Raw genomic sequence first — 23,569 nt, forward strand, 5'->3', positions numbered from 1 at the left:
TCCTATTAAATTTCCTTTTCATCCATGTTGATGGAAAGTCTGAGATGTTCAGGTTTTAGTTTTCTATATTTTACACCTGAAGCATCAAACATTTTCTTTGATGCTATTGTATTATCGCTAGTTGCATACTTATCGCTAAGATAAACAACATTTTTTATTCCACTTTGAATTATAGCCTTAGCACACTCATTACAAGGGAAAAGACCAACATATATTGTACAATTATTTAAATCTCTACTAACACTATTTAAAATAGCATTTAACTCGGCATGACAAACATAAGGGTATTTTGTATCTAACCATTCCCCTTGTCTCTCCCAAGGAAGATTATCATCACTACAACCAATTGGAAAACCATTATACCCAATACCAACAATTTTATTATTTGTATTAACTATACAAGCTCCAACTTGTGTATTTGGATCTTTACTTCGCATAGCACTTAAAACAGCTAAACCCATAAAATATTCATCCCAGCTTATATAATCATCTCTTTTACTCATTTAATCTTCCTTTTATAAATTCAATAATATCATTTGTTAATTCTTCTTGTACAGAAAAATATAATAATAAAACATGCTTAGTATGTTTAAAGCCATCCATCTTAATAATTTTAGCCCTAAAATATTTTGAGTTATTCTCACTAGCTATTATAGGTAAATTAAAAAAAGGGACAGTTAAATCACTTACATTATGGATAGCAAACATAGGGCATGTAATTTTATTTAAATCTTTTCTAATCCTTTTTTCTGCATTCACCAAACTAATTGCTTGCGGTAAAAACACCCCAGAATAGCCAAGCCACCTATTAGTTCCATCTTCCCCATCTTCATCTCTATTTACTATACCAACATTAAAGTATTTTTTAAAAATACAAATAATTCTAGCAAAATAGAAACTAAATTTAGTAATTTTTCTATCTTTAATCAAGCTATTAAAAATAACTGGGGCACTTATTGGAATTATAGCTAATGGAGCTAAATCAGTTTCACTATATTTTTCCCCTAATTTTAGAGTTAAAGCACCACCCATACTAATTCCAACAATAGCTACATTATCATATTGAGTTTTTAACATCTCATATTTTCTACAAATAAAGTTAAACCACTGAGTAAAATAAGTCTTTTTGAAATCTTCACAAGAAGTTCCAAAACCTGGTAAAAGGAAAGCATAAGAATCAAAACCTTCTTCAAAAAAACAATTAGCACTGTAATCATAAACACTCGGAGTCGATGGGAACCCATGAATCATTAAAACTGCAGTATCTGTTTTCCGCTCATGCTTTAAAATGATACTTCTACATTTGGGAGAAAAAACATTTTCTTCATTTGTTTCAATATCATAAGTATTTTTATCCTTATAAAAGAGGAAAGAAGAACTCCATAATAAAATTAAGACCAACAAACAAATTATAATTAAAATTAAATGTACAGACATATGGATATAATACTCCATAAACATAAAAGAAAACAAGGATAATTTATTTTGTCTGTATTAAAGATGAATCAAGTCTTGCATATTTTAAGAAAAGAGAGAGAGCCATTAACATAACACCATTATCATATAAAGGATCAACACCCATTTTTTCAATTACTTCTAAAACAGGAACAGAAATAACATCAAGCTGTTCAGTTGTATCAAGGTGCTGACTTTTAGAGATTTTATATACATCCTTAGCTAAAAAGAAATTAGCTTCATTTGACATTATTGCTGGATTTGGATTAACTTTCGCTAAAAAAATCATTTCTTTAGATCCCAGAGCTGTCTCTTCCTTCAATTCACGATAAGCACTATTTATTGCATCTTCACCTTTATCAACCATACCAGCTGGGAACTCTCGAACAACTTTAGCACTACCATGTCTAAATTGTTGAACCATAACAAAACAGGGCACATTATCCTCATTTAAATACCAAGGAATAATTGTGACCCAATCAGGACTAGCAAGAGTAAAAAAGTTAGAATTAACCCCTTGCTTTGATTCCCTATTTATTTCAACTAAATCAAATATGGGAGTATTCAAAATAGTTTTTCTATCTTTTTCATCCCATATCAAATGATTTAAATCTTTTATATCTCCAATTTTAAATTGATCTTTTTTCATTAACCCTCTTTTCTTGAACTGCAATTACTTGAACAATTAGCACACGCTGAAGGAGAACAACTTGAAGTATTTTTTAAGTCTTTTTTTACAGAAGATACATCAAGCCTACTCTCTAAAAAGTTTGCAATGTCAATTAAAGCTTTAGTACTTTTACTATCAGGGCTCTTAGCTAAAGTGCTTTCACCGATGTCCTCATATTCTCTAAGATGCATCTCTAGAGGAATACTTCCTAAGAATGGAGTACCCATTTCTTTAGACATCTTCTCTCCACCACCTTTTCCGAATATTGGAATTTCCTTGCCACAGTCTGGACAAATAAGGCCACTCATATTCTCAATTATACCTAAAACAGCTACTCCCAATTTTCTAGAGAAATTTACACTTTTTCTAGCATCTAGAATAGCTACATCTTGTGGTGTAGTTACAATAATAGAACCAGTCATTTCAGGAATTGCTTGAATAACTGTTAATTGTTCATCACCTGTTCCAGGTGGTGTATCAATTAGTAAATAATCTAAATTACCCCACTCTACATCACCTAAAAATTGTTTAATAACTGCGATTTTCATTGGACCACGCCAAATAACAGGGTCTGAGCTATTATTTAGAGCAAATGATAAACTTACTACATAAAGGCCATCCCTAACTTTTACAGGTAAGAAGTTTTGACCATCTTCACTTTGTAATGCTCCTGATTCACAACCAAGCATTTTTGCAACATTTGGACCATGTAAATCTGCATCTAAAAGTCCTACAGTTTTTCCTGCATCAACTAATGCATTAGCGAGGTTAACGGTAACTGTGGATTTTCCAACACCACCCTTACCACTCATAACTATTATTTTTTTACCGATTCTATCTAATCTTTGCCTGATTTTAGCTTCTCTTATAGCCTGTTCATCAGGGGTTCCTTCATGAGACATTTGATACTCCTATATTTTGAAAACTCTTAATTAAAGCATAGTAAAAATATTAGTTTAAGGCAATAAAAACAGAGTAGAAAGATGCATTTATTTTTGACAAATGTCTTTTTAAAAAATATTAAACATAACGTTTATTAAAATATTCAAATTTTATTTCTATATAGGTTAGTGTTATTCAATTTGTCGTTTTTATATATTAGAAACTTCTACTGACTTTTATTTGAATAATACTTTATTACGAATTTATTCCTTTAAATTATATAAATTTCGCCATTGCTAAAAAACAATGACGAAGTCTTGAATTAAGCCTTAGTGAAAGTTGTATTTCCACATTTAGGACAAGGTGGTAAAGTATCATCATAATCATCTAGTACAACTTTTTGATGATCTTTAGTGCAAAAATAAGTGCCTTTACCAGGTTTTTGACCAGTTTTGTAAATCATATTAACCTCCTTTATTAGTTTTTTATTATTATAAAACTAACATTTTAAATTATCAATTTTTCTCATTTTTTATTTATCATAAATAAGTTATATTTATTAATATATTAAATAATAAATTCAAGCATTATTTCATTATATTAAAAAGAATTAAACTATTAATAATAAAAACATAATATATGATTTTTTGTGTTCAATATAAATAATTTTCTATATGGACAAATTGAAAAAGCTCCGATTTTGTATAAAACTTCAAAAGTTTTGTTATTTTTTTCTATTGAAATATAAAAAAATTAAATTTTATAGAAAACAAACATATATAAAATCATAAGTGAAGTTAAGTCAAATTAAAATTTTACACAATTTCTACCATGCTCTTTTGCTAAATACATAAGAGAATCCACATCTTTTATAAATTCATCTATTCTCTGTCCTTTTTTATAAGTAGAAACACCAAAACTAGCAGTAACTTTTTCACAATTATTAAAAGGACACTTTTCTATTTTAGTTCTTATTTCTTCAGCAATTAAAATCGAATCTCTTAAATTTTTCTCATATAACAAAATAATAAATTCTTCACCGCCAAATCTACATAAAGCGCCCTTATCAGAAACAATAGAATTTGCAACTTTACACACTTCTACTAAAACTTTATCTCCAACATCATGCCCCAATTTATCATTGACAGCTTTAAAGTGATCAATATCGAATAAAATTAAGGAAAATCCTTCTTCGTTATTATCTATTAAAAGTTCTAATTGATTTAGTAGATATCTTCTATTATATACATGAGTTAAATCATCATGAATTAATAATTCTTGCATTAAAGAATTAGCTTCAATTAAATCTTTTTCAATCTTTTTATTTTTACTAATATCAAAGACAATTCCAGAAACGACTAAGGGCTTACCAGTTATGTCTCTTTTAGTTATCTTCCCTCTATCGTAATACCATTTATAAGTATTATCTTTAGCTTTTATTCTATATTCAACTTCATAAGAATCTCTTTTGCCTTGCAAATGTTCTCTCATATTACCCATAACTCTTTCTAAATCATCTTTATGCAACAATTCAGTAAAAAATTCATATTTAACTTTAGAGGGAATCTCTTCAGCCTTATAGCCTAAATTAGAAACTTTTTTATTGTTAAAATAAACTTCATTGCTATCTAATAACCAATACCACTGACCCAAATTACCAATCCATGGAAAACTTAACAATTCTGATTGATTTTTTTCACTTCTAAACTGTTCAACTAAAATTTCAAGTTCACTTATTCTTCTTTCTAATTTTTCGATTTTTTCTTTGTAATTCTCATTATCCATAAATATGTACGTCGCCTTATTTATAATCTACATCATAAGTTAATTTTTTTTCTTTCAAAATATCTTTTTTTATTATTCTATTCTATTAGTTCGAATATTTCACCATAAACTATTACAATATAAAAAACTTTTAATAAAAGTTAATTATAATATATACTATTACAATATAGATAAATAATTATCGTTTTGAATTATTCTTAATCTTTCACCAAAAAACAATGATATATTATGAATGCAAATGTACGTTTTTGTATGAAATTTAGACATAGCTAAATTCCACATTGTTGCGTTTTGTTGCAATATTTATATTCTTATTAGCAAAATAAATACTAGTAATTATTAGTACAAATTTTGGTGATATTATACCTTGAAACTATACTCACTTATCATTATTATACATAAGAAGTATTTCTTAATAAAATACATTCAAAACATACAAAATTCAGGAGTTCGTATGATTTTATTGACACAAGTAACAAATGACCAACTCGTCAGTCAGCTACAGAATGGTGTCACACTCATGCTTTTAGGAATGGGAACAGTTCTTCTATTCCTTGTTGTATTGATTTTTGTAACAAAAGGATTAAGTTCAATTGTTAAAAAAATTGAAGCTAGAAGACCCCAAGTTGCTCCAGTAGTAGCAACTCCTTCCAGTTTGAATGCAGCCCCAAAAGTAAGTGCTGACGCAGAAATAGCAGCCGCTATAGCAGCCGCTGTTGCAAAGTCCCGAGAATAAAATAAAGGAAAAGTTGATGAAAAAAAAAGTTGATTTTATGTGTACCGCCTTTAGAGACGGTTTCCAATCAGTATACGGTGCCCGTGTATTCACAAAAGATTTCATGCCAGCTGTAGCAGCAGCAAAAGAGGCAGGAATTAATCATTTTGAAGCAGGTGGCGGAGCTCGTTTCCAATCTCTTTATTTCTATAGTAATGAAGATGCATTTGAAATGATGGATGAATTTAGACGTGTAGCAGGTCCAGATGCAGACCTACAAACATTATCTCGTGGTGTTAATGTTGTTGGGTTAGACTCACAACCTAGAGATATCATTAAATTACACGCTCAAATGTTCAAAAAACATGGTATTTCTAGCATTCGTAACTTCGATGCATTAAATGATGTTAATAACTTAATCGACAGTGGTAAAGCTATTCATGATGCAGGTCTAAAACACGAAGTAACAGTAACAATGATGAGTCTTCCACCTAATACAACAGGTGCTCACGATCCAGATTTCTATGAAAGAGTTTTAAAACAAATTCTAGATGCTGGTATTCCTTTTGACTCAGTTTGTTTCAAAGATGCATCCGGTACAACTACTCCACATGTTATTTTTGAAACTATCAAAAGAGCAAGAAAACTTTTAGGCAAAGATGTAAAAATTGTCATGCATAGCCATGAAACAGCTGGCGTTTCAATTCAACAATATATGAGTGCTATTGAAGCTGGTGCTAACCAAGTTGACCTTTCAATGTCTCCTGTTTCAGGTGGTACTTGTCAACCTGATATCATTACAATGTGGCACGCTCTTCGTGGTACTGATTATGATTTAGGTATCGATATCACTAAAATTCAAAAAGCTGAAAGTGTATTCGAAGAATGTATGAAAGATTATTTCACACCACCAGAAGCTTCTAAAGTTAATCCAAACATTCCTTTCTCACCATTACCTGGTGGAGCTTTAACTGCAAATACTCAAATGCTTCGTGATAACAACTTAATGGATAAATATCCAGCAATTGTTCAAGCAATGGGAGAAACAGTTGCAAAAGGTGGTTTCGGAACATCTGTAACACCTGTATCTCAATTCTATTTCCAACAAGCTTTCAATAACGTTATGTTTGGCCCATGGAAAAAGATTGCAGAAGGTTATGGTAAAATGGTTTTAGGTTACTTTGGTAAAACTCCTGTAGACCCAGATCCAGAAATTGTAAAAATTGCTTCTGAACAATTAGGTCTAGAACCTACTACTAAAAAAGTTGTTGATATCAACGATGCTGATCCTAAAAAAGGTCGTGATGTTGCTATTAAAATGCTTAAAGCTGAAAATCTTGAAACAACTGAAGAAAACATTTTCATTGCATCTGCATGTAAAGAAAAAGGTATCTTATATCTAACAGGCAAAGCTAAAGCTAATGGTGTTAGAAAAATTGATAGAGCAGCTGAAGCAGCTAAGAAAAAAGGCGAATTCACTGTTACTGTTAATGGTAAAGCTTATGGCGTTAAAATTGGTAAAAATGAAGCTAAAGTTAATGGCGTTTCTTACCCACTATCAGTTGCTGATGGAATTGACGAAGCAGCAATTGCTAAAGCAGCTCCTCAAGCTAGCGCAGCTGTATCAAGTGAAAGTGTAAACGTCGTTGCTCCAATGCCTGGTTTAATTTTAAAAACTAACGTAAAAGTTGGGGACACTGTTAAGAAAAACCAATGTATCTTAGTAATGGAAGCTATGAAAATGGAAAATGAAGTTTTTGCTCCATGTGATGGTACAATTACTGCAATCAAAGTTGATAACGGAGACCAATGCCAAGCTGATGATATTCTAGTTGTTATTGGTGGAACAGCTCCAGCTGCTTCTACAGCTCCAGCTCAAGCTCCTCAAGCTGCAGCTCCAACAGCTAGTGCAGGTGGACAATCTATTGTCGCTCCAATGCCTGGTCTAGTATTACGCATCAACGTAAAACAAGGTGAAGCTGTAAAGAAAAACCAATGTGTAATGGTTATGGAAGCTATGAAGATGGAAAACGAAATCTTCTCTCCTTGTGATGGTGTAGTAAATAAAATTTGTGTAAGTCAAGGTGACCAACTTAACGCAGATGATGAATTAATGGTTATCGGCTAAGGAGATAAAATAGATATGATTGGACAAGCATTTTCCCAATTATGGCAAACAACCGGTATCGTCGGTTTTCTTGGACTAGCTGGTAGCGAATTTGGCGCAGGCAATTTCATAATGATAATAATAGGTTTAGTTCTATTATATCTTGCAATTGCTAAAGGCTTTGAACCTCTACTATTAGTCACAATCGGCTTTGGTTGTATATTAAGTAATATTCCTCTTGCATACATTGCTGGCGTTGATCCAAACAATGGAGCAGCTGGATTTATTAAATTATTATTCGACAGTGGTATATCAACAGGATTGTTCCCAATTATCATATTCATGGGCGTTGGAGCAATGACTGACTTTGGACCTTTAATTGCTAATCCTAAAACTTTAATTTTAGGTGCTGCGGCTCAATTTGGTATTTTCATAGCTTTACTTGGTGCATTAGCTCTTTCTTTTATCCCAGGTATTTCTTTTGACTTACATGCAGCAGCTTCTATTGGTATTATCGGTGGTGCAGATGGCCCTACAGCTATTTATGTTACAAGTAGATTAAAACCTGAACTATTAGGTTCAATCGCAGTTGCAGCATATTCTTATATGGCTTTAGTTCCAATTATTCAACCACCTATCATGAAAGCTTTAACAACTCCAGAAGAACGTAAAATCAAAATGAAACAATTACGTCCTGTATCAAAGTTAGAAAAGATTTTATTCCCAATCGCTGTATTATTAGTTTGTGCTTTACTTCTTCCTTCAGCAACTCCATTATTAGGTGCTCTAATGTTTGGTAACCTTGCTAAAGAATGTGGAGTAGTAAACAGATTAAGTGATACAATGCAAAATGCTTTAATGAATATTGTTACAATTTTCTTAGGCTTATCCGTTGGTTCTAAAATGGAAGCTTCACACTTCTTAAATCTAAATACCTTAGGTATTTTATTATTAGGTATGATTGCTTTCTCTATAGGTACAACTAGTGGTGTATTAATCGCTAAGATTATGAACAAGTTTAGCAAGAATAATCCTGTAAATCCATTAATCGGTTCAGCAGGTGTATCAGCTGTTCCAATGGCAGCACGTGTATCAAGTAAAGTTGGTCAAGAAGAAGATCCACATAACTTCCTACTTATGCATGCTATGGGTCCTAATGTTGCTGGTGTTATTGGTTCTGCAGTAGCTGCTGGTGTTTTATTAGCAGTAGTTCCTACTATGGAAGTTCTACCACTTTAATATTAAGATTAAATTATATTTACCCTGCTATTTTTAGCAGGGTTTTTATTTTTTTGTCACATAATAATATTTTATGTGTTATCCTTATTAAGAAATCAATATAGGAGTCTTTAAAAATGAAGAAAAAAATTGCCTTATTCACTAGTATAATTTTCATTTCAATTATACTAACCTCTTGTTTAAGCTCAAGAGATATAAATAATCAAAAGGTTATTTCTGTTAGTGCAAGTGGTGAAGTCACACTAACCCCCGATATAGCTACTTTCACAGTTGAAGTAAATGAGACTGAAAAAACTACTAGCGAAGCTTTAAATTCTGCTAACAAAAAAATGACTGAAATTCTCAAAATTTTATACAAGTACAATGTTGCAGATAAAGATATAGCAACAAATTCATTAAACTTAAATCCTCAATATAATTGGGAAGATGGGAAAAGAATCTTAATCGGTCAATCTGCAAGTCAAAGCATCAATGTAAAAATTAGAAATGTTGATAATTTAGGTAAAATAATTGATGAAATAGGTAAAATTACAAACATTAATTTATATTCAATTCGATATGATAAAGAAGATAAAACAGCTTCATACGAAGAAGCTAGAATTAAAGCTGTTAAAAACGCAATAGCTAAAGCTAATACTCTTGCAAATGCAGCTAATATGGAATTAGGAGAACCTATAAGTATTTCAGAAGGATCTACTCCATCATTTTCTACTTATAATAGAGTGAATACTGCTAAAATGATGGTAGCAGAATCGGCAAGTTATGATACTCAATTGCCTACTGGAGAATTATTAATTTCTACATCAGTTAATATACTATTTGCTCTTAAATAAATTTTTAAGAAAGGGCCAAATGGCCCTTTCCCACATATCGACTATAATCATAGTTTTAATTATAATTTAATTTATGAAGATTTATATAACACGCCATGGACAAACAGATTATAATAACGAAAGAAAAGTATGCGGAATAACTGATATCAACTTAAATAAAACAGGTAGATCCCAAGCAGAAACTTTAAAGCAAACTATTGAAGATAAAAAGTTAACTTTTGATTATATCTTTGTATCTAGTTTAAAAAGAGCCCGACAAACAGTAGCTCCTATCGAAAAATTATTAAATCAAAAAGCTATAATTGATGAAAGATTAAGAGAGTTTAATTTTGGTGATGATGAAGGATGTGATTTCTATGACCCAGAGTTTAGACGAATAAGAAGAGACCCATTTTTAAAGTTCCCAAATGGTGAATCTATGATTATGGCAGCTTCTAGAGTATATAGTTTCCTAGATGAACTATTAGCAACTTATGAAAATGATTCAACTATTTTAATAGTAAGCCATGCAACAACTTCTAAGCTAATTAACTCATATTTTAATTCAATTAGCCTTGAAGATTTTTATGAATTTAAAGTTAAAAATTGTCAATTATTAGAATATGAAATTTAAAATTCAATTACTTTAATTTGTAAAGCTAACGTTAAATTTTTTAGGTAAGAAAAAAAACTACTTTTCATTATCATTTTTTACTTAACTACTTGTAAGTTCTTTTAACAATTCTTATGTTTTCTAGAGGAGGATGTTAATGAAAAAGTTTTTATTAATTCTATTAATTTCACTAATTAATATAACATTTGTTTTTGCTGGCGGTAACAAAGAAGAAACTAAAGAAAACGATGAGTTTTCTATTTTAGTTTATATAAGTGGTAATCTTGCAGGTAGCCCCCCCTATCAAAAATTAAATGATGGAGCTCTAGAGTTTGCTCAAAAATATCCATCAGTCAAAGTTAAAACTTATGAAGCTGGATACAACCAAGCTGAATGGGAGTCTCAATTAACTAGTTTAGTTGCTACAAACCAATACGATATAGTATTAACAACAAACCCTTCACTAACTGAAATATGTGATAATATTTCAAAAAAATTCCCAAATCAGAAATTCTTAATTACTGACGCATATTTTGAAGGTAATCCTAATATTGCAACTTATGAATTTAATCAATACCAACAATCTTATATCTTAGGTCGTCTTGCTGCTATGATTGCTAGAAGCGATTTACCAAATATAAGAAATACAAATAAGCTAGGGTATGTCCTCTCTCAAGAATATCCTCTAATAACAGAACAAATTATACCTGGATACTTAGATGGAGCTAAGTCAATTGACGAAAACTTTACAATTGATAAACGTATTATTGGTAACTGGTATGATGCTGATAAAGCAAATGAATTAACAAACTCAATGATTGATAATGGTTGTGACGTTATATCAACAATCAGCGGCAGTGCATCAGTTGGAGTTATTAATAGTGCTAAAGAAAATAATGCTTATATAGTATTTCCAAATGACAACATCTATGAGCAAGCTCCTGGAGTAGTATTAGGTTGTGGTGCCATGAATCAAAAAGAACTTGCTGTTAAGATTTTAGAAGATGCATACAACGACAATATTAATTGGGGAAGTGCTGAAATTGAATCAATTGAAAGTGGGTATATTGGCTTTTATAGTGACGATCCTCTTTTTGCAGAACATCTTCCTGAAGAAATTAGAGTTGAATTCCTCGCTTGGTTGCAAAAAGTTGAAAATGGTGAGATTCTACTTGAAAGATGATAAGCAATATTGAAATCAATAATATAACAAAACTATATAAAAATGTTGGAGTATTAGCTCTAAACAAAGTAACAGCTTCATTTAAAATGGGTGAAATAACTGCAATAGCAGGTGAAAATGGAGCTGGTAAATCTACATTGGTAAAAATATTATATGGAATTGTAAAACCAGATACAGGGACTATTAAACTAGATAATAAAGAATTGGCAATACACTCATCCCAAGATGCAATAAAACATAAAATTGGGATGGTCTTTCAACATTTCAAATTAGTAGAAGAATTAACAATTGCTCAAAATATTGCTTTGGGTATTGAGAAAAAAAAATTCTTTTTTTTTACAGACTTAGATAAGATAAATACAGAAGTACAAAACTTAATTGATAAATATGACTTTAAACTTGAGGCTACTGAATTAGTAAAAAATTTAACTACTGGTGAAAAACAAATTGTAGAAATATTAAAAATGCTATATAGACAAGCCGAAATTCTTATTTTTGATGAACCTACTGCAGTACTCAGTGAAACAGAAGCAAAGAAATTATTTAAAACCATAAAAAAACTAAAAGATAAAAATAAATGCATAATATTAATTACTCACAAAATACATGAAATTATCAATTTAAGCGATAAGATATTGATTTTAAGGAAAGGAAATCTTGTTGGTGATTATAGAACTAATGAAATTACAGAAGAAACTCTAACTAAATTAATGATTGGAAAAGATTTTCTAAAAAATCATAATATATTACATAAAAAGCTAAGCGATAATGTTGTTATTGAATTTAAAAATATAAGATTAAAAAAACATTCTCAAAACAAACCATTATTAGATGATATAAGTTTTAAAGTTCACAAAGGCGAAATCCTAGGCTTTTGTGCTGTTAGTGGGAATGGTAAAGGAGTATTAGAAGCCGTCTTAGGTGGAATGATGCAAGTATCTTCAGGCTCTATTTATTATAATAACAAAGATATTACAAAATTGAGAGCTTCAGAGCTTAGGAAAATCGGATTAGCCTTTGTTCCCTCAGATCGCAATCATTATGGGTCAGCAGCCTTAGCAACATTAAGTGAAAATCTAATTATCAATAGAAGAAATCAACTAAAAGATAAAACAAAAATAGCAAAAAGTTTTATATCTAAATACAGCATTAAAGGTTTACCTCATCAAAAAATGGGCACATTAAGTGGTGGAAATATACAAAAAGCAATAGTGGCTAGAGAAATTGATAATATGAAAGATTACATAGTATTTTCTAATCCAACTTGGGGACTTGATTTAAATTCAACAAATTTTATTCACTCAAAAATACTTGAATTAAAACAACAAAATAAAGCTATAATTCTTTTATCGTCTGATTTAGATGAGATAATAAAGCTAAGTGATTCAATTAATGTTATTTTTGAAGGAAGAATTTGTAAAACATTTAATAATAATATTCCGGTATCAAAAAAAGAAATTGGAAAATACATGTTAGGGAAAAAAACATATGAGAAAAATTAAAGGACTAATAGATATCTTTTTAATTAGTATTGCACTGTTAATAGTTATTGTATTTTTAATGAGTAAAACACCAATAAATACTCTTTATCAAATATTTATTGGACCTTTAAGTTCACCTTATTTTTTTGGAAATATCTTATCACATACAGCCCCTTTAATTATTAGTGCAATTGGAATATCCATAGCCTTTAGATGTAACTTAATAAACCTAGGTGGTGATGGGCAAATGTACATAGGGGCTTTAGTTGCTACTATTGTTGCGATAAATCTAGCCCCATTAGGTAAATTAAGCATATTTTTTGCCTTAATAATTGCACTTTTTGTTGGAGCTTTTATAGCTTTTATTAGTGCTTACTTAAAAGTAAAATTTAATACCCCGGAACTTATTTCATCTTATCTAATATCAATTGCAATATCTTACTATGCTTCATACTTAGTTACCGGACCATTACAAGATCCATTATCTAACTTACAATCAACAAAAAAAGTTCCATACATGCTAACAAAAATCTTTTTACCCTCTAATCTTTCAACGTCTATAATTTATGCTCTAATTTTAGCAATATTATTTTATTTCATTTTTGAAAAAACAAAATTTGGATATGAAACAAAAATAATTGGATTCAATAAAGAATTTGCAAGGTATGGAGGAATTTCTGTTAGAAAAAATTATTTAATAAGCTTTAGTTTAAGTGGATCTTTTTTATCATTAGCGGGGGCTCTATATATCTTTTCAAATTACCAAAGTGTAATTAAGGATTTTTCATCTGGACTAGGATTCAGCGCACTTACAATATCTCTAATTGCCCTAAATAATCCATTAGCAATTATTCCAATAGCCTTTATAATTTCTTTAGTAAACCAAGGTTCAATAATTGCTATGCAAAATAGTGATATAAGTAGTGATGTTGCTTTATTATTTCAAGCAGTAATATTCTTATTAATAACAAGCAGCACACTATTAGGAGAGAAAAAAAATGTTAACATTAATCAATAGTACATTAAACTTATTTACTCCACTCTTCTTAATAGCTCTAGGAGGAATTATAACTTCAGTTGGAGGAACTCTTAATATAGCACTTGAAGGATTAACATTAATTAGTGCTCTTTTTGCCATTATAGGAGCAAACCTAACAGGCTCACTGTTTTTAGGAACTATCCTAGGAATAATTTCCTCAATTCTTCTTGCATCAATTATTAGCTTAATAAATGCTTATCTTAGAACAAATCCTTTTATTACTGCACTTGCAAGCAATATGCTAGCTACGGCCCTAACTCTTATCATTACCTTTTCTTTTTTTAATTCGAAAGGTCTTTTAAGTTTAAATATTAATTCATTGAATTTAATTGATACTCCTATAATTGGCAAAATTACTATTTTTCTTCCTTTAGCTTTAATCTTATTCTTATTTGTATATATTTTAATAGAAAAAACACCATTTGGATTAAAACTAAAAACATGTGGTTACAATCCAAAGGTTTTAGAAGCTTACGGACTTTCTAAAGTAAAATTAGATACAATAGCCCTAATCTTATCAAGTATTTTCTGTGGTTTAGCAGGGAGTTATTTATCTCTTAAACAAGGAACTTTTATATCTCAAATGAGTGCAAATAAAGGATGGTTTGCTCTAGTTATTATATTTTTATGCAATTCAAATATAAAATATTTAATACCGGCAACCCTCCTATTTGCCTTTAGTGAAGCTATTTCAAATTATGTACAAGGAATCAATAATATTCCTGCAGATATAACTTTAATGATTCCAAGTGTCTTTACCTTAATTGTTATGATTGCAATAAGCTATTATAATAAACAAAAACAGATAACTATTGAAGGAAAATAAAGTGATTTTAGCATTAGATTTTGGAACATCAAACTTAAAAGCAGCATTAATAAACAAAGAAGGTAAATTTTTTAACTATATCACAAAGAGCGTAAGTCCAATAATAACTGATCAAAAATGTACACTTGATGCAAATATATACCTAGATTTTTTATCTGATTATCTCATTTCAATTGATACTGATCAAATTGATGCAATCATAATATCGAGTAACGGACCAAGCTTTATCCCTATATATTCTCCTGTAACACTCAAAAACAACAAATTTGAATTTGATGGAGATGAAACTAGGCTATGGATGGATAAAAGAGGTTCTAATTATTCGAAACAAGTTTCTTCATACTACGGAGAATATATAGATGGTAGTTTTTTTCTACCTTCAATATTGAATATAAAACAGAATGAACCTTCAATTTATAATAAAACTAAATATTTTCTAAGCATTGATGGACTTATAAATTATGCTCTAACAAAAAAAGCTTACACAGTAAATAATGCAAATAAGTTGTTAAAATATTATTGGAGTAAAGATAGTTTAGCTTTCTTTAATTTAGATAATCAAAAATTTCCTCCTTTTATAAAACATGGAAAAGTTATTTCTACAGTTGATAGTGATATTGCTAGACAATTTAACCTTAAAAAAAATGTCAAAGTCATAGCAGGAGGATCAGATTTCTATTTTTCAATAATTGGCTCCAAAGTAGATAAAGAAAATATAGTAGTTGATATAAATGGGACAAGCGAAGGAGTTAATTTATGTTCTAGAACACCATTAAAAGATAATAGATTCTTATGTTATGAACATCCTTTAGATGGTTTATATAATATCTCTGGCGTCTTATCAAATAGTGGAATAGCCTTAAAATGGCTTAGAGAAGTTATAGGTATAGAAGATTTAGAATTTGAACAAATATACACCTTAGCAAAACAAGCAAAAAAAAATTCTCTTATCTTCCTTCCTTACCTAAATGGAGAGAGAGCACCTATATGGAAGCCAGAAGCTACTGCAACTTTATTTAATTTAACAGTAAACTCAAGAAAAGAAGAAATAGCTAATGCTGTAATAGAAGGTACTATTTTTGCGTTTAAATCTATTTTGGATATTTTTGAAAATCTTGGTTATCCAATAGATAAAATCCATGTTACAACTGCAAAAAAGCATAATGATTATTATCATCAACTTAAAAGTGATATAACAAATAAAGAATTTGTAGTATATAAAACTCCCTCAGCAGAACTTCTAGGACTCTCCCAACTTGCTTATACTTCATTAAATGAATTTTCATCTCTAAAAGAAGCTATAGAATCCCTAAAACTTGAATATAAAATATATACACCTAACAAGAGAAATAAAAACTATTATGATAAAAAATATAAACTTTTCAAAAACTTGTATGAGTCGACAAACACATATATGATGAAATCATTATAAATATGTACTAAATATAATATATATGGCATATACTTTAACCAAAAAATATATTAGTCTTTTAGAAAAGTCTATATGGGGGTTGTGAACCTAGATGCTATTTGATTATTCATACAATTTAACTGCACTAACTTTTATTTCAATATTGGCAATCTATTTTCACGCACATCCTATATTTCCAAACAGAGCTAACAAATTATTTTCTGCTATTTTAATAGAAGGAACGCTTTCTGTTTTTATAGATATTCTATCCTTTTATTGTATAAATAATAAAGTCAATATAACTTTAAATTTCATAGTTAATATTCTATTTTTTATTTCACAATGGATTATTCCATACTTACTTTTTAGGTATATCATAGTTTTAACTAAACATGAATTAAAGGTTGGAAATATATTTAAAACTATTCCAATACTAATTGTTATAATTAATTATTCTTTACTTCTATCCACCCCTTTTACCCATTTAATCTTTTATTTCGATAATGAACTCAATTATATTAGAGGAGAGCTTTTCAATATTGCAGTAATAGGTGAAGTAACTATCCTTATTTTTGCAGTAATATTTGCATTTAAAAATCGCAAGGATTTAACATTAAGTCAAATAGTAATCATTCCCTTTTTTATTACAATTAGTATCTGTGCAACCATAATCCAAATTAAATTTTCTATGGTGTCAATCCTAAGTGCAGCAGTGGCCCTAGCTATTTATTTAATGTATTTAACACTTTTAAATCCAACAGAATACATGGACACTATGACTAAAGTATATAATAGGATGGCTTTTAATGAATATATTTATACATTAATATCAAAAAATATCCCTTTCAACTTTATTGTTATAGATAATGTAAATACTAAAAAAATAAATAGCATCATTTCAGAAAATTTCGGAAATCTTGTCATTAAAAATATTGCAAATGAATTAAATCTTATAAAAGATAAATCGCTTGTCTTTAGAATTGAAGGCGATAGATTTATAATAATATCAAAAAAAAATAGATGTCAAAAAAATATTTTAAATCTTTTATATCAAAAATTTCCTAAGACAATTACTAGCCAAGATATTACTATAGAAATTAATGTCCATATTGCTTACTCAGACACTCTCAGCGATATTAAATCAACTTCAGAAATTATAGATTTAATTAATTTTATTTGTAAAAAAGCAAAAGACGAAGGCATTCCTTCCTCTCTCCATTTAGACAATATAACAGAATATAGATATAACCAAAAAAGAGATGAGGCTATTTTAAAAGCGATTGAAGAAGATGATATTCAATTAAAACTTCAACCAATCTACAACACAAGAAATGATCAATTCAATTCAGCCGAAGCTTTGTGTAGAATTCATACAAAACAATTTGGATATATTAGTCCATCAATATTTATTCCTTTTGCAGAACGAAAAGGAATAATCAGTCAACTAAGTTTAACAATGATTGAGAAAGTTTGCCAATTCCTAAAAACGAATAAATTACCTAATAATTTTAAAAATATTTCAATAAACCTTTCTGTTATTGATTGTCTAGATCCAACCTTTCCTAAAAAAATTCTTCTATTGTTTGAAAAATATAATATTAAAAAAAATCAAATAACTTTCGAAGTTACTGAAAGCACAGCAAGCCTAGCACCTCAATTAGAGAAGACCATGAAAATATTATCAGAAGAAGGAATTTCTTTCTCAATGGATGATTTTGGAACAGGATATGCGAACTTAGATTCAGTACTTAGACTTCCTTTTTCAACTGCTAAAATTGATAGAGCCCTACTACTTTTAGCTCAAGAAAGTAATAAATATAAAGTTATGATATCATCTTTAATCAACATGATAAAAAAATTAGATTTAGAAATTGTGGTTGAAGGAATTGAGACTATAGCACAAATCAATTTTTTATCTCAATTAGATATTGATTATTATCAAGGTTATTTTTATAGCGAACCACTATCTCCAAGTGAATTTATATCCTTCTTAAAAAAAAATAATAAATAATAAAACAAATCCTTAATTTCTTTGCTTCTCTTTTGTTTTTTACACATACACATTTAAACGTAAAAAAAATATAATTAAATTATTGACAACTCAATAATTCCGTCTGACAATTAAAAGTATAGGATTAAATTCTTAGAAGGATGTAACAATGTTATACTTATTATTAATTTCTATTTTTTTAGCGCTTTTATTAGCTTTTTATAATTATAATCTTGTAAAAAAACAAGATCCTGGTACACAAAAAATGATAGAAATTTCTTCATACATTAAAGAAGGTGCAAAAGAATTTCTAAACCAGGAATTTAGATTAATTGTCATCGTTTCAATAATATTAGCAATAATAATATCCATAGTAGTATCACCTACTGCTGCCTTTTGCTTTATTTTAGGAGCATTCTTAAGTTCTAGTGCGGCTTGGATAGGAATGAAAATTGCCACTCTTGCAAATGTAAGAGTAACAAATAAGGCAAGAACTACTAAAAATAAAGGAAAAACTTTGAAAGTTGCTTTTGAAGGTGGTTCTGTTATGGGGCTATGTGTAGCTTCTTTTGCCCTCCTGGGATTAGCAATTGTTTACATAGTATTTGGTAAAGTATTAGGCCAATTAGAAGTGGACAACCTAGCCTTCCACACCAATATCATTGGAATAAGTGATATACCGTTTACTATGAGTGTTAGTGCCTATGCATTAGGCTGTTCACTTATAGCTATGTTCAATCGTGTAGGAGGAGGAATTTATACTAAAGCAGCGGATATGGGTGCTGATTTAGTTGGTAAAGCAGAATATAAAATACCAGAGGATGATCCAAGAAACCCTGCAACTATCGCAGATAATGTTGGTGATAATGTAGGAGATGTTGCTGGGTTAGGTTCAGATTTACTAGAAAGCTTTGTCGGCTCAATTATAAGTGCTATAGTTTTGGCTATTTATACAGCTTATTCGTTTAGGAATACTGAATCGGCAATCTCATACAGTCAATTAAATCAGTTAATTATATTTCCATTAGCTTTTTGTTCTATAGGGCTTTTAAGTTGCACATTCTCTATCTTTCTTTTTACAAAAAAGAAAAAACTAAACAATCCTCATAAACAATTAAATAACGTTACTTATCGCAGTGCTCTTTTAACAATATGTTTAACTTTCTTTATGAGTTTCTTTTACATGGATCCAACAATTACCGCTTTTAAATTTGGGTCAATTTCCCCTTGGGTTTCAGCTATACTTGGAATAATAAGTGGTCTCACAGTAGGATTTTTCGCTGAATATTTTACAAGTTATCAATATAAACCAACACTTAAAGTTGCCACATCTTCTAAAGAAGGTGGAGCTATTGTTATTACAGAAGGATTAGCTCTTGGAATGAAAAGTACTTTATTTCCGATACTAATAATTAGCTTCTGTATTATATTATCTCATGCTTTTGCAGGATTATATGGAGTTGGAATTTCTGCAATGGGAATGCTAAGCTTTGTTGCTGTAACAGTCAGCGTTGATACCTATGGCCCAATTGCTGATAATGCAGGAGGAATCGCACAGATGTGTGATTTAGATGAGGAAGTTAGAACCATTACTGATGATTTAGATGCTATAGGGAATACTACTGCTGCAATTGGTAAAGGCTTTGCTATCGGATCAGCAGCACTAGCAGCTCTCTCATTATTTGCTTCATACCTTTACGCATTGATGGGTGAAGCTAGTTCACATCAAACTTTATCTCTAAATATGATTGATACTTTAATCTTAGCTGGAGCCATCGTTGGAGCAGCACTTCCATACCTTTTTAGTGGAATCCTTATTGAAGCAGTTGGAAAGTCAGCAAAAAAAATGGTAGATGCCATTAGAGAACAATTTATAAAAGATCCTTCAATATTAAAGGGAGATACTGTTCCTGACTATAAAGAATGTATAGCAATTTCAAGTAAAGGTGCCCTATCAGAAATGAAATATCCTGCTCTTATTTCAGTATTTACTCCTCTAATTTCAGGCTTTATTTTTGGACCTAAATTTGTTGGAGGGTTATTAATAGGAACAACTCTATCTGCTATAATGCTTGCTATATTTACTGCAAATTCTGGGGGATCTTGGGATAATGGGAAAAAATATATAGAAAAAGGTCATTTTGGTGGAAAATCTAGTGATGCTCATGAAGCTTCTATCATTGGGGATACAGTAGGAGATCCTCTGAAAGATACAGTTGGGCCATCTCTTGATATATTAATAAAAATCATGAGTGTTATATCTGTTATATTTGTATCAATCTTCTCAAAATATAATATTATTAATTTTTTCTCTTAATATGTATCTCTCATTTTTTTAAACCAAAGTATTCTTATCAAATCTAAGGATACTTTGGTTCATCTTTATCATAATTTTATAAAATATAACATATAAAATCTATCATATAATCAATAATTAAAATAATATTTATAATTAACAAAATAGGAATATTTCAATTCCCTATATATATCAATAGCCTTAATTTATGCATTTTTAAAAAAATTTTTAGTAATTTATAATTCATAAGCCATCGTTTTAAAATATTTTTTGCCTATTATATATTTTAGATATACCTAAATTTACAGTTATTTTTTTGCTTGACAACTAACATTAGTATGCTATCATTAAATGTGTGCTCGGGCACGAATAAAAAAAAGGAGAATTATATGAAAAAATTTTTATGCTTCTTATTAGTTCTAATAATAGCTACTTCTGCTATTTTCGCTGGTGGTACTTCTGAAACTTCAGACGTAAAAAAAATCGGTGTTTCAATGCCTACTAAGAGTTTACAACGTTGGAATCAAGATGGTGCTAACATGAAAGAAAAACTTGAAGCTGCCGGTTATAAAGTTGATTTACAATATGCTGGAGACAATGATATTCCTACCCAAGTAAACCAAGTTGAAAACATGATTATGAGTAACTGTGATGCAATAATCATAGCAGCTATTGATGGTTCATCTTTAACTGAAGTGTTAAAAGACGCTAAAGAAAAAGAAATTCCTGTCATTTCATATGATAGATTAATTATGAATAGTGAAGCTGTTTCTTATTATGCAACTTTTGACAATTATAGTGTTGGTGTCATTCAAGGTGAATATTTAAGAGATGCTTTAGATTTAGACAACAGAAAAGAACCTGCATATATGGAATTCTTTACTGGTGCTCCTGATGACAATAACTGTGTTTATTTCTGGGGAGGTGCTATGTCGGTTCTAAAACCTTATTTAGACAATGGAACTATTATTTGCAAATCAGGACAAACAGAAAAAGCTCAATGCTCTACTCCTAACTGGAGTACTGAGGAAGCACAAAAACGAATGGAAAATTTAATCACATCAAACGGATATGGTCCTAATGGACAAAGATTAGATGCTGTCCTCTCATCAAATGATTCATGTGCACAAGGTATTACAAATGCGTTAGTTGAAGCTGGTTATACCAAAGACAATTTCCCATATTTAACAGGACAAGATTGCGATGTTACAAGTGTTAAGAATATGATTGCAGGACTTCAATCCATGTCAGTATTTAAAGATACTAGAACTTTAGCTGAAAAAGTTGTTGCTATGGTTGACGCTTTAATGAAAGGTTCAGAGCCAGAAATAAATGATGTTGAAACTTATGATAATGGCACCGGAATTATCCCTAGCTATTTATGTACACCTGTTTACGCAAGTGCTGATAACTATCAAGAACTATTAATAGATAGTGGCTATTATACACCAGAACAATTAGGTTTATAATTTAACTTTGACACATAGGTAGACAATAATAGTCTACCTATGTCTTTAAATGGAGAATTGTATGAAATATATGCTTGAAATGCAAAGCATAACAAAAACTTTTCCAGGGGTCAAAGCTTTAGATAAAGTTAATCTCCAGATAACAGAAGGTGAAATTCATGCCATAGTAGGTGAAAATGGTGCTGGAAAATCCACATTAATGAAAGTATTAAGTGGAGTTTACCCCTATGGAAGTTATGAAGGCAAAATTATTTTTAATGGAAAAGAATGTAAATTCGCTAATATTCATGAAAGTGAAAAGCAAGGAATAGCCATTATTCACCAAGAATTAGCTCTTGTTCCATTACTCTCTATTGGAGAAAATATATTTCTTGGTAATGAAAGAGGTAAATTATTTAATATAAATTGGGAAGAAACCTATGAAGAAGCAGATAAATATTTAAAACTAGTTGGATTAAACGAATCCTCAAAAACTTTAATAAAAGACATAGGAATTGGAAAACAACAACTTGTCGAAATTGCTAAAGCATTAACCCAAAATGTTAAATTATTAATTTTAGACGAACCTACAGCTTCTTTAAATGAAAGAGATTCCAAAAATCTGTTAGATTTATTGCTAGAATTCAAGAAAAAGGGGATGACTTCAATAATCATCTCTCATAAATTAAATGAGATTGAATACGTAGCTGACACTGTTACTGTAATAAGAGATGGAAAATCAATTACAACTCTTAAGAAAAAAGATGGTTTCAATGAAAGCACAATTATAAGAGCCATGGTTGGCCGAGATTTATCTAATAGATTTCCAAAAAGAATTCCTAATATTGGAGAAATTATTTTTGAAATTAAGGATTGGAATGCTTTTCATCCCTTATATTCAGATAGACTAATTTGTAATAACATTAACTTCAATGTAAGAAAAGGTGAAGTAATTGGAATTAGTGGGCTAATGGGAGCTGGAAGAACAGAATTAGCTATGAGTATCTTTGGACATAGTTATGGGAAAAAAATAAGTGGAAAATGCCTTATAAAAGGAAAGGAAGTATATTTATCCTCACCTAAAGTTGCTATAGATAATAAATTAGCTTATGTAACGGAAGATAGAAAAGGCAATGGATTAATATTGTCGAATTCAATCAAAAAAAATATAACACTCTCAAATTTAAAAAAAATATCTCATAATTTCAAAATTGATAGTGATTTAGAAGTTGAACTTGCTAATAAATATATTTTAGAAATGAATACTAAATGTGCAAGTGAAGAACAAAAAGTAGAAGACTTAAGTGGAGGTAATCAACAAAAAGTACTCCTTGGTAAAAGCTTATTTGCTGAACCCGATATTTTATTCTTAGATGAACCAACTAGAGGAATTGATGTTGGAGCTAAATATGAAATTTATACTTTAATAAATCAGATGGTAGAAAAAGGTAAAGCAGTAATAATGATTTCATCCGAACTTCCTGAATTACTTGGGATGTGCGATAGAATTTATATTATGAATGAAGGAAAAATTGTAGGAGAATTGCCCCAAAAAGAAGCTACACAAGAAAAAATTATGACTTTAATTATACAAAGTTCAAAGGAGACTAATTAATA

Annotated in this window: 20 protein-coding genes; 14 read left to right on the forward strand and 6 right to left on the reverse strand. The window is 29.8% G+C overall.

Annotation, left to right across the window (positions count from 1 at the left end):
• Positions 1 to 5 precede the first annotated feature (5 nt).
• The 6 genes from ACZ5SO_RS10660 to ACZ5SO_RS10685 all read right to left on the reverse strand — a co-directional run bounded on the left by ACZ5SO_RS10660 (position 6) and on the right by ACZ5SO_RS10685 (position 4,792).
• Positions 6 to 503, reverse strand: a complete 498-nt coding sequence (locus ACZ5SO_RS10660) for a deoxycytidylate deaminase (RefSeq protein ID WP_464624525.1) — start codon at positions 501 to 503, stop codon at positions 6 to 8.
• A complete protein-coding gene (locus ACZ5SO_RS10665; protein WP_464624526.1) occupies positions 496 to 1,437 on the reverse strand; it encodes an alpha/beta hydrolase in 942 nt (313 codons plus the stop codon). Before ACZ5SO_RS10665 ends, ACZ5SO_RS10660 begins: the two co-directional genes overlap by 8 nt.
• Positions 1,438 to 1,480: 43 nt before the next feature.
• Positions 1,481 to 2,104: an NUDIX hydrolase gene (locus ACZ5SO_RS10670; RefSeq protein ID WP_464624527.1), complete on the reverse strand. Its 624-nt coding sequence runs from the start codon at positions 2,102 to 2,104 to the stop codon at positions 1,481 to 1,483.
• Positions 2,104 to 3,027 carry an Mrp/NBP35 family ATP-binding protein gene (locus ACZ5SO_RS10675; RefSeq protein ID WP_464624529.1) on the reverse strand — a complete coding sequence of 308 codons (924 nt, stop codon included), beginning with the start codon at positions 3,025 to 3,027 and terminating at the stop codon, positions 2,104 to 2,106. Before ACZ5SO_RS10675 ends, ACZ5SO_RS10670 begins: the two co-directional genes overlap by 1 nt.
• A 302-nt stretch (positions 3,028 to 3,329) precedes the next feature.
• Positions 3,330 to 3,470: a zinc ribbon-containing protein gene (locus ACZ5SO_RS10680; protein WP_464624530.1), complete on the reverse strand. Its 141-nt coding sequence runs from the start codon at positions 3,468 to 3,470 to the stop codon at positions 3,330 to 3,332.
• A gap of 344 nt (positions 3,471 to 3,814) precedes the next feature.
• Positions 3,815 to 4,792 (reverse strand): sensor domain-containing diguanylate cyclase, encoded by a 978-nt coding sequence (locus ACZ5SO_RS10685; protein WP_464624532.1) that lies wholly within the window; start codon positions 4,790 to 4,792, stop codon positions 3,815 to 3,817.
• Between the two features lie 454 nt (positions 4,793 to 5,246).
• Here ACZ5SO_RS10685 and ACZ5SO_RS10690 point away from each other — a divergent pair, with 454 nt between their 5' ends.
• The 14 genes from ACZ5SO_RS10690 to ACZ5SO_RS10755 all read left to right on the forward strand — a co-directional run bounded on the left by ACZ5SO_RS10690 (position 5,247) and on the right by ACZ5SO_RS10755 (position 23,567).
• Positions 5,247 to 5,528, forward strand: a complete 282-nt coding sequence (locus ACZ5SO_RS10690; protein WP_464624534.1) for an OadG family protein — start codon at positions 5,247 to 5,249, stop codon at positions 5,526 to 5,528.
• A 16-nt stretch (positions 5,529 to 5,544) separates the two neighbouring features.
• On the forward strand, positions 5,545 to 7,635 hold the full coding sequence (locus tag ACZ5SO_RS10695) for a biotin/lipoyl-containing protein (RefSeq protein WP_464624535.1): 2,091 nt from the start codon (positions 5,545 to 5,547) through the stop codon (positions 7,633 to 7,635).
• A 15-nt stretch (positions 7,636 to 7,650) separates the two neighbouring features.
• Positions 7,651 to 8,853 (forward strand): sodium ion-translocating decarboxylase subunit beta, encoded by a 1,203-nt coding sequence (locus tag ACZ5SO_RS10700; RefSeq protein WP_464624537.1) that lies wholly within the window; start codon positions 7,651 to 7,653, stop codon positions 8,851 to 8,853.
• Positions 8,854 to 8,969: 116 nt separating this feature from the next.
• Positions 8,970 to 9,686, forward strand: a complete 717-nt coding sequence (locus ACZ5SO_RS10705; RefSeq protein ID WP_464624538.1) for an SIMPL domain-containing protein — start codon at positions 8,970 to 8,972, stop codon at positions 9,684 to 9,686.
• Between the two features lie 73 nt (positions 9,687 to 9,759).
• Complete coding sequence (locus ACZ5SO_RS10710) at positions 9,760 to 10,299, forward strand: histidine phosphatase family protein (RefSeq protein ID WP_464624540.1); 540 nt, start codon at positions 9,760 to 9,762, stop codon at positions 10,297 to 10,299.
• A gap of 136 nt (positions 10,300 to 10,435) precedes the next feature.
• Positions 10,436 to 11,461, forward strand: a complete 1,026-nt coding sequence (locus ACZ5SO_RS10715) for a BMP family ABC transporter substrate-binding protein (protein ID WP_464624541.1) — start codon at positions 10,436 to 10,438, stop codon at positions 11,459 to 11,461.
• The gene (locus tag ACZ5SO_RS10720; RefSeq protein ID WP_464624542.1) at positions 11,458 to 12,963 is read left to right on the forward strand and encodes an ABC transporter ATP-binding protein; all 1,506 of its coding nucleotides are present in this window, start codon (positions 11,458 to 11,460) and stop codon (positions 12,961 to 12,963) included. Before ACZ5SO_RS10715 ends, ACZ5SO_RS10720 begins: the two co-directional genes overlap by 4 nt.
• The gene (locus ACZ5SO_RS10725; protein WP_464624543.1) at positions 12,950 to 13,960 is read left to right on the forward strand and encodes an ABC transporter permease; all 1,011 of its coding nucleotides are present in this window, start codon (positions 12,950 to 12,952) and stop codon (positions 13,958 to 13,960) included. Before ACZ5SO_RS10720 ends, ACZ5SO_RS10725 begins: the two co-directional genes overlap by 14 nt.
• Positions 13,941 to 14,807, forward strand: a complete 867-nt coding sequence (locus ACZ5SO_RS10730; protein WP_464624544.1) for an ABC transporter permease — start codon at positions 13,941 to 13,943, stop codon at positions 14,805 to 14,807. Before ACZ5SO_RS10725 ends, ACZ5SO_RS10730 begins: the two co-directional genes overlap by 20 nt.
• A gap of 1 nt (position 14,808) precedes the next feature.
• Positions 14,809 to 16,239 (forward strand): xylulokinase, encoded by a 1,431-nt coding sequence (locus tag ACZ5SO_RS10735; protein WP_464624545.1) that lies wholly within the window; start codon positions 14,809 to 14,811, stop codon positions 16,237 to 16,239.
• A 91-nt stretch (positions 16,240 to 16,330) separates the two neighbouring features.
• On the forward strand, positions 16,331 to 18,229 hold the full coding sequence (locus ACZ5SO_RS10740; RefSeq protein ID WP_464624546.1) for an EAL domain-containing protein: 1,899 nt from the start codon (positions 16,331 to 16,333) through the stop codon (positions 18,227 to 18,229).
• 148 nt (positions 18,230 to 18,377) lie between these two features.
• Positions 18,378 to 20,525: a sodium-translocating pyrophosphatase gene (locus ACZ5SO_RS10745; protein ID WP_464624547.1), complete on the forward strand. Its 2,148-nt coding sequence runs from the start codon at positions 18,378 to 18,380 to the stop codon at positions 20,523 to 20,525.
• Positions 20,526 to 20,893: 368 nt separating this feature from the next.
• The gene (gene chvE, locus ACZ5SO_RS10750; protein ID WP_464624548.1) at positions 20,894 to 21,973 is read left to right on the forward strand and encodes a multiple monosaccharide ABC transporter substrate-binding protein; all 1,080 of its coding nucleotides are present in this window, start codon (positions 20,894 to 20,896) and stop codon (positions 21,971 to 21,973) included.
• 61 nt (positions 21,974 to 22,034) lie between these two features.
• Positions 22,035 to 23,567, forward strand: a complete 1,533-nt coding sequence (locus ACZ5SO_RS10755) for an ATP-binding cassette domain-containing protein (RefSeq protein ID WP_464624550.1) — start codon at positions 22,035 to 22,037, stop codon at positions 23,565 to 23,567.
• The last annotated feature ends 2 nt before the right edge of the window (positions 23,568 to 23,569 follow it).

This window comes from Pleomorphochaeta naphthae (assembly GCF_055396005.1).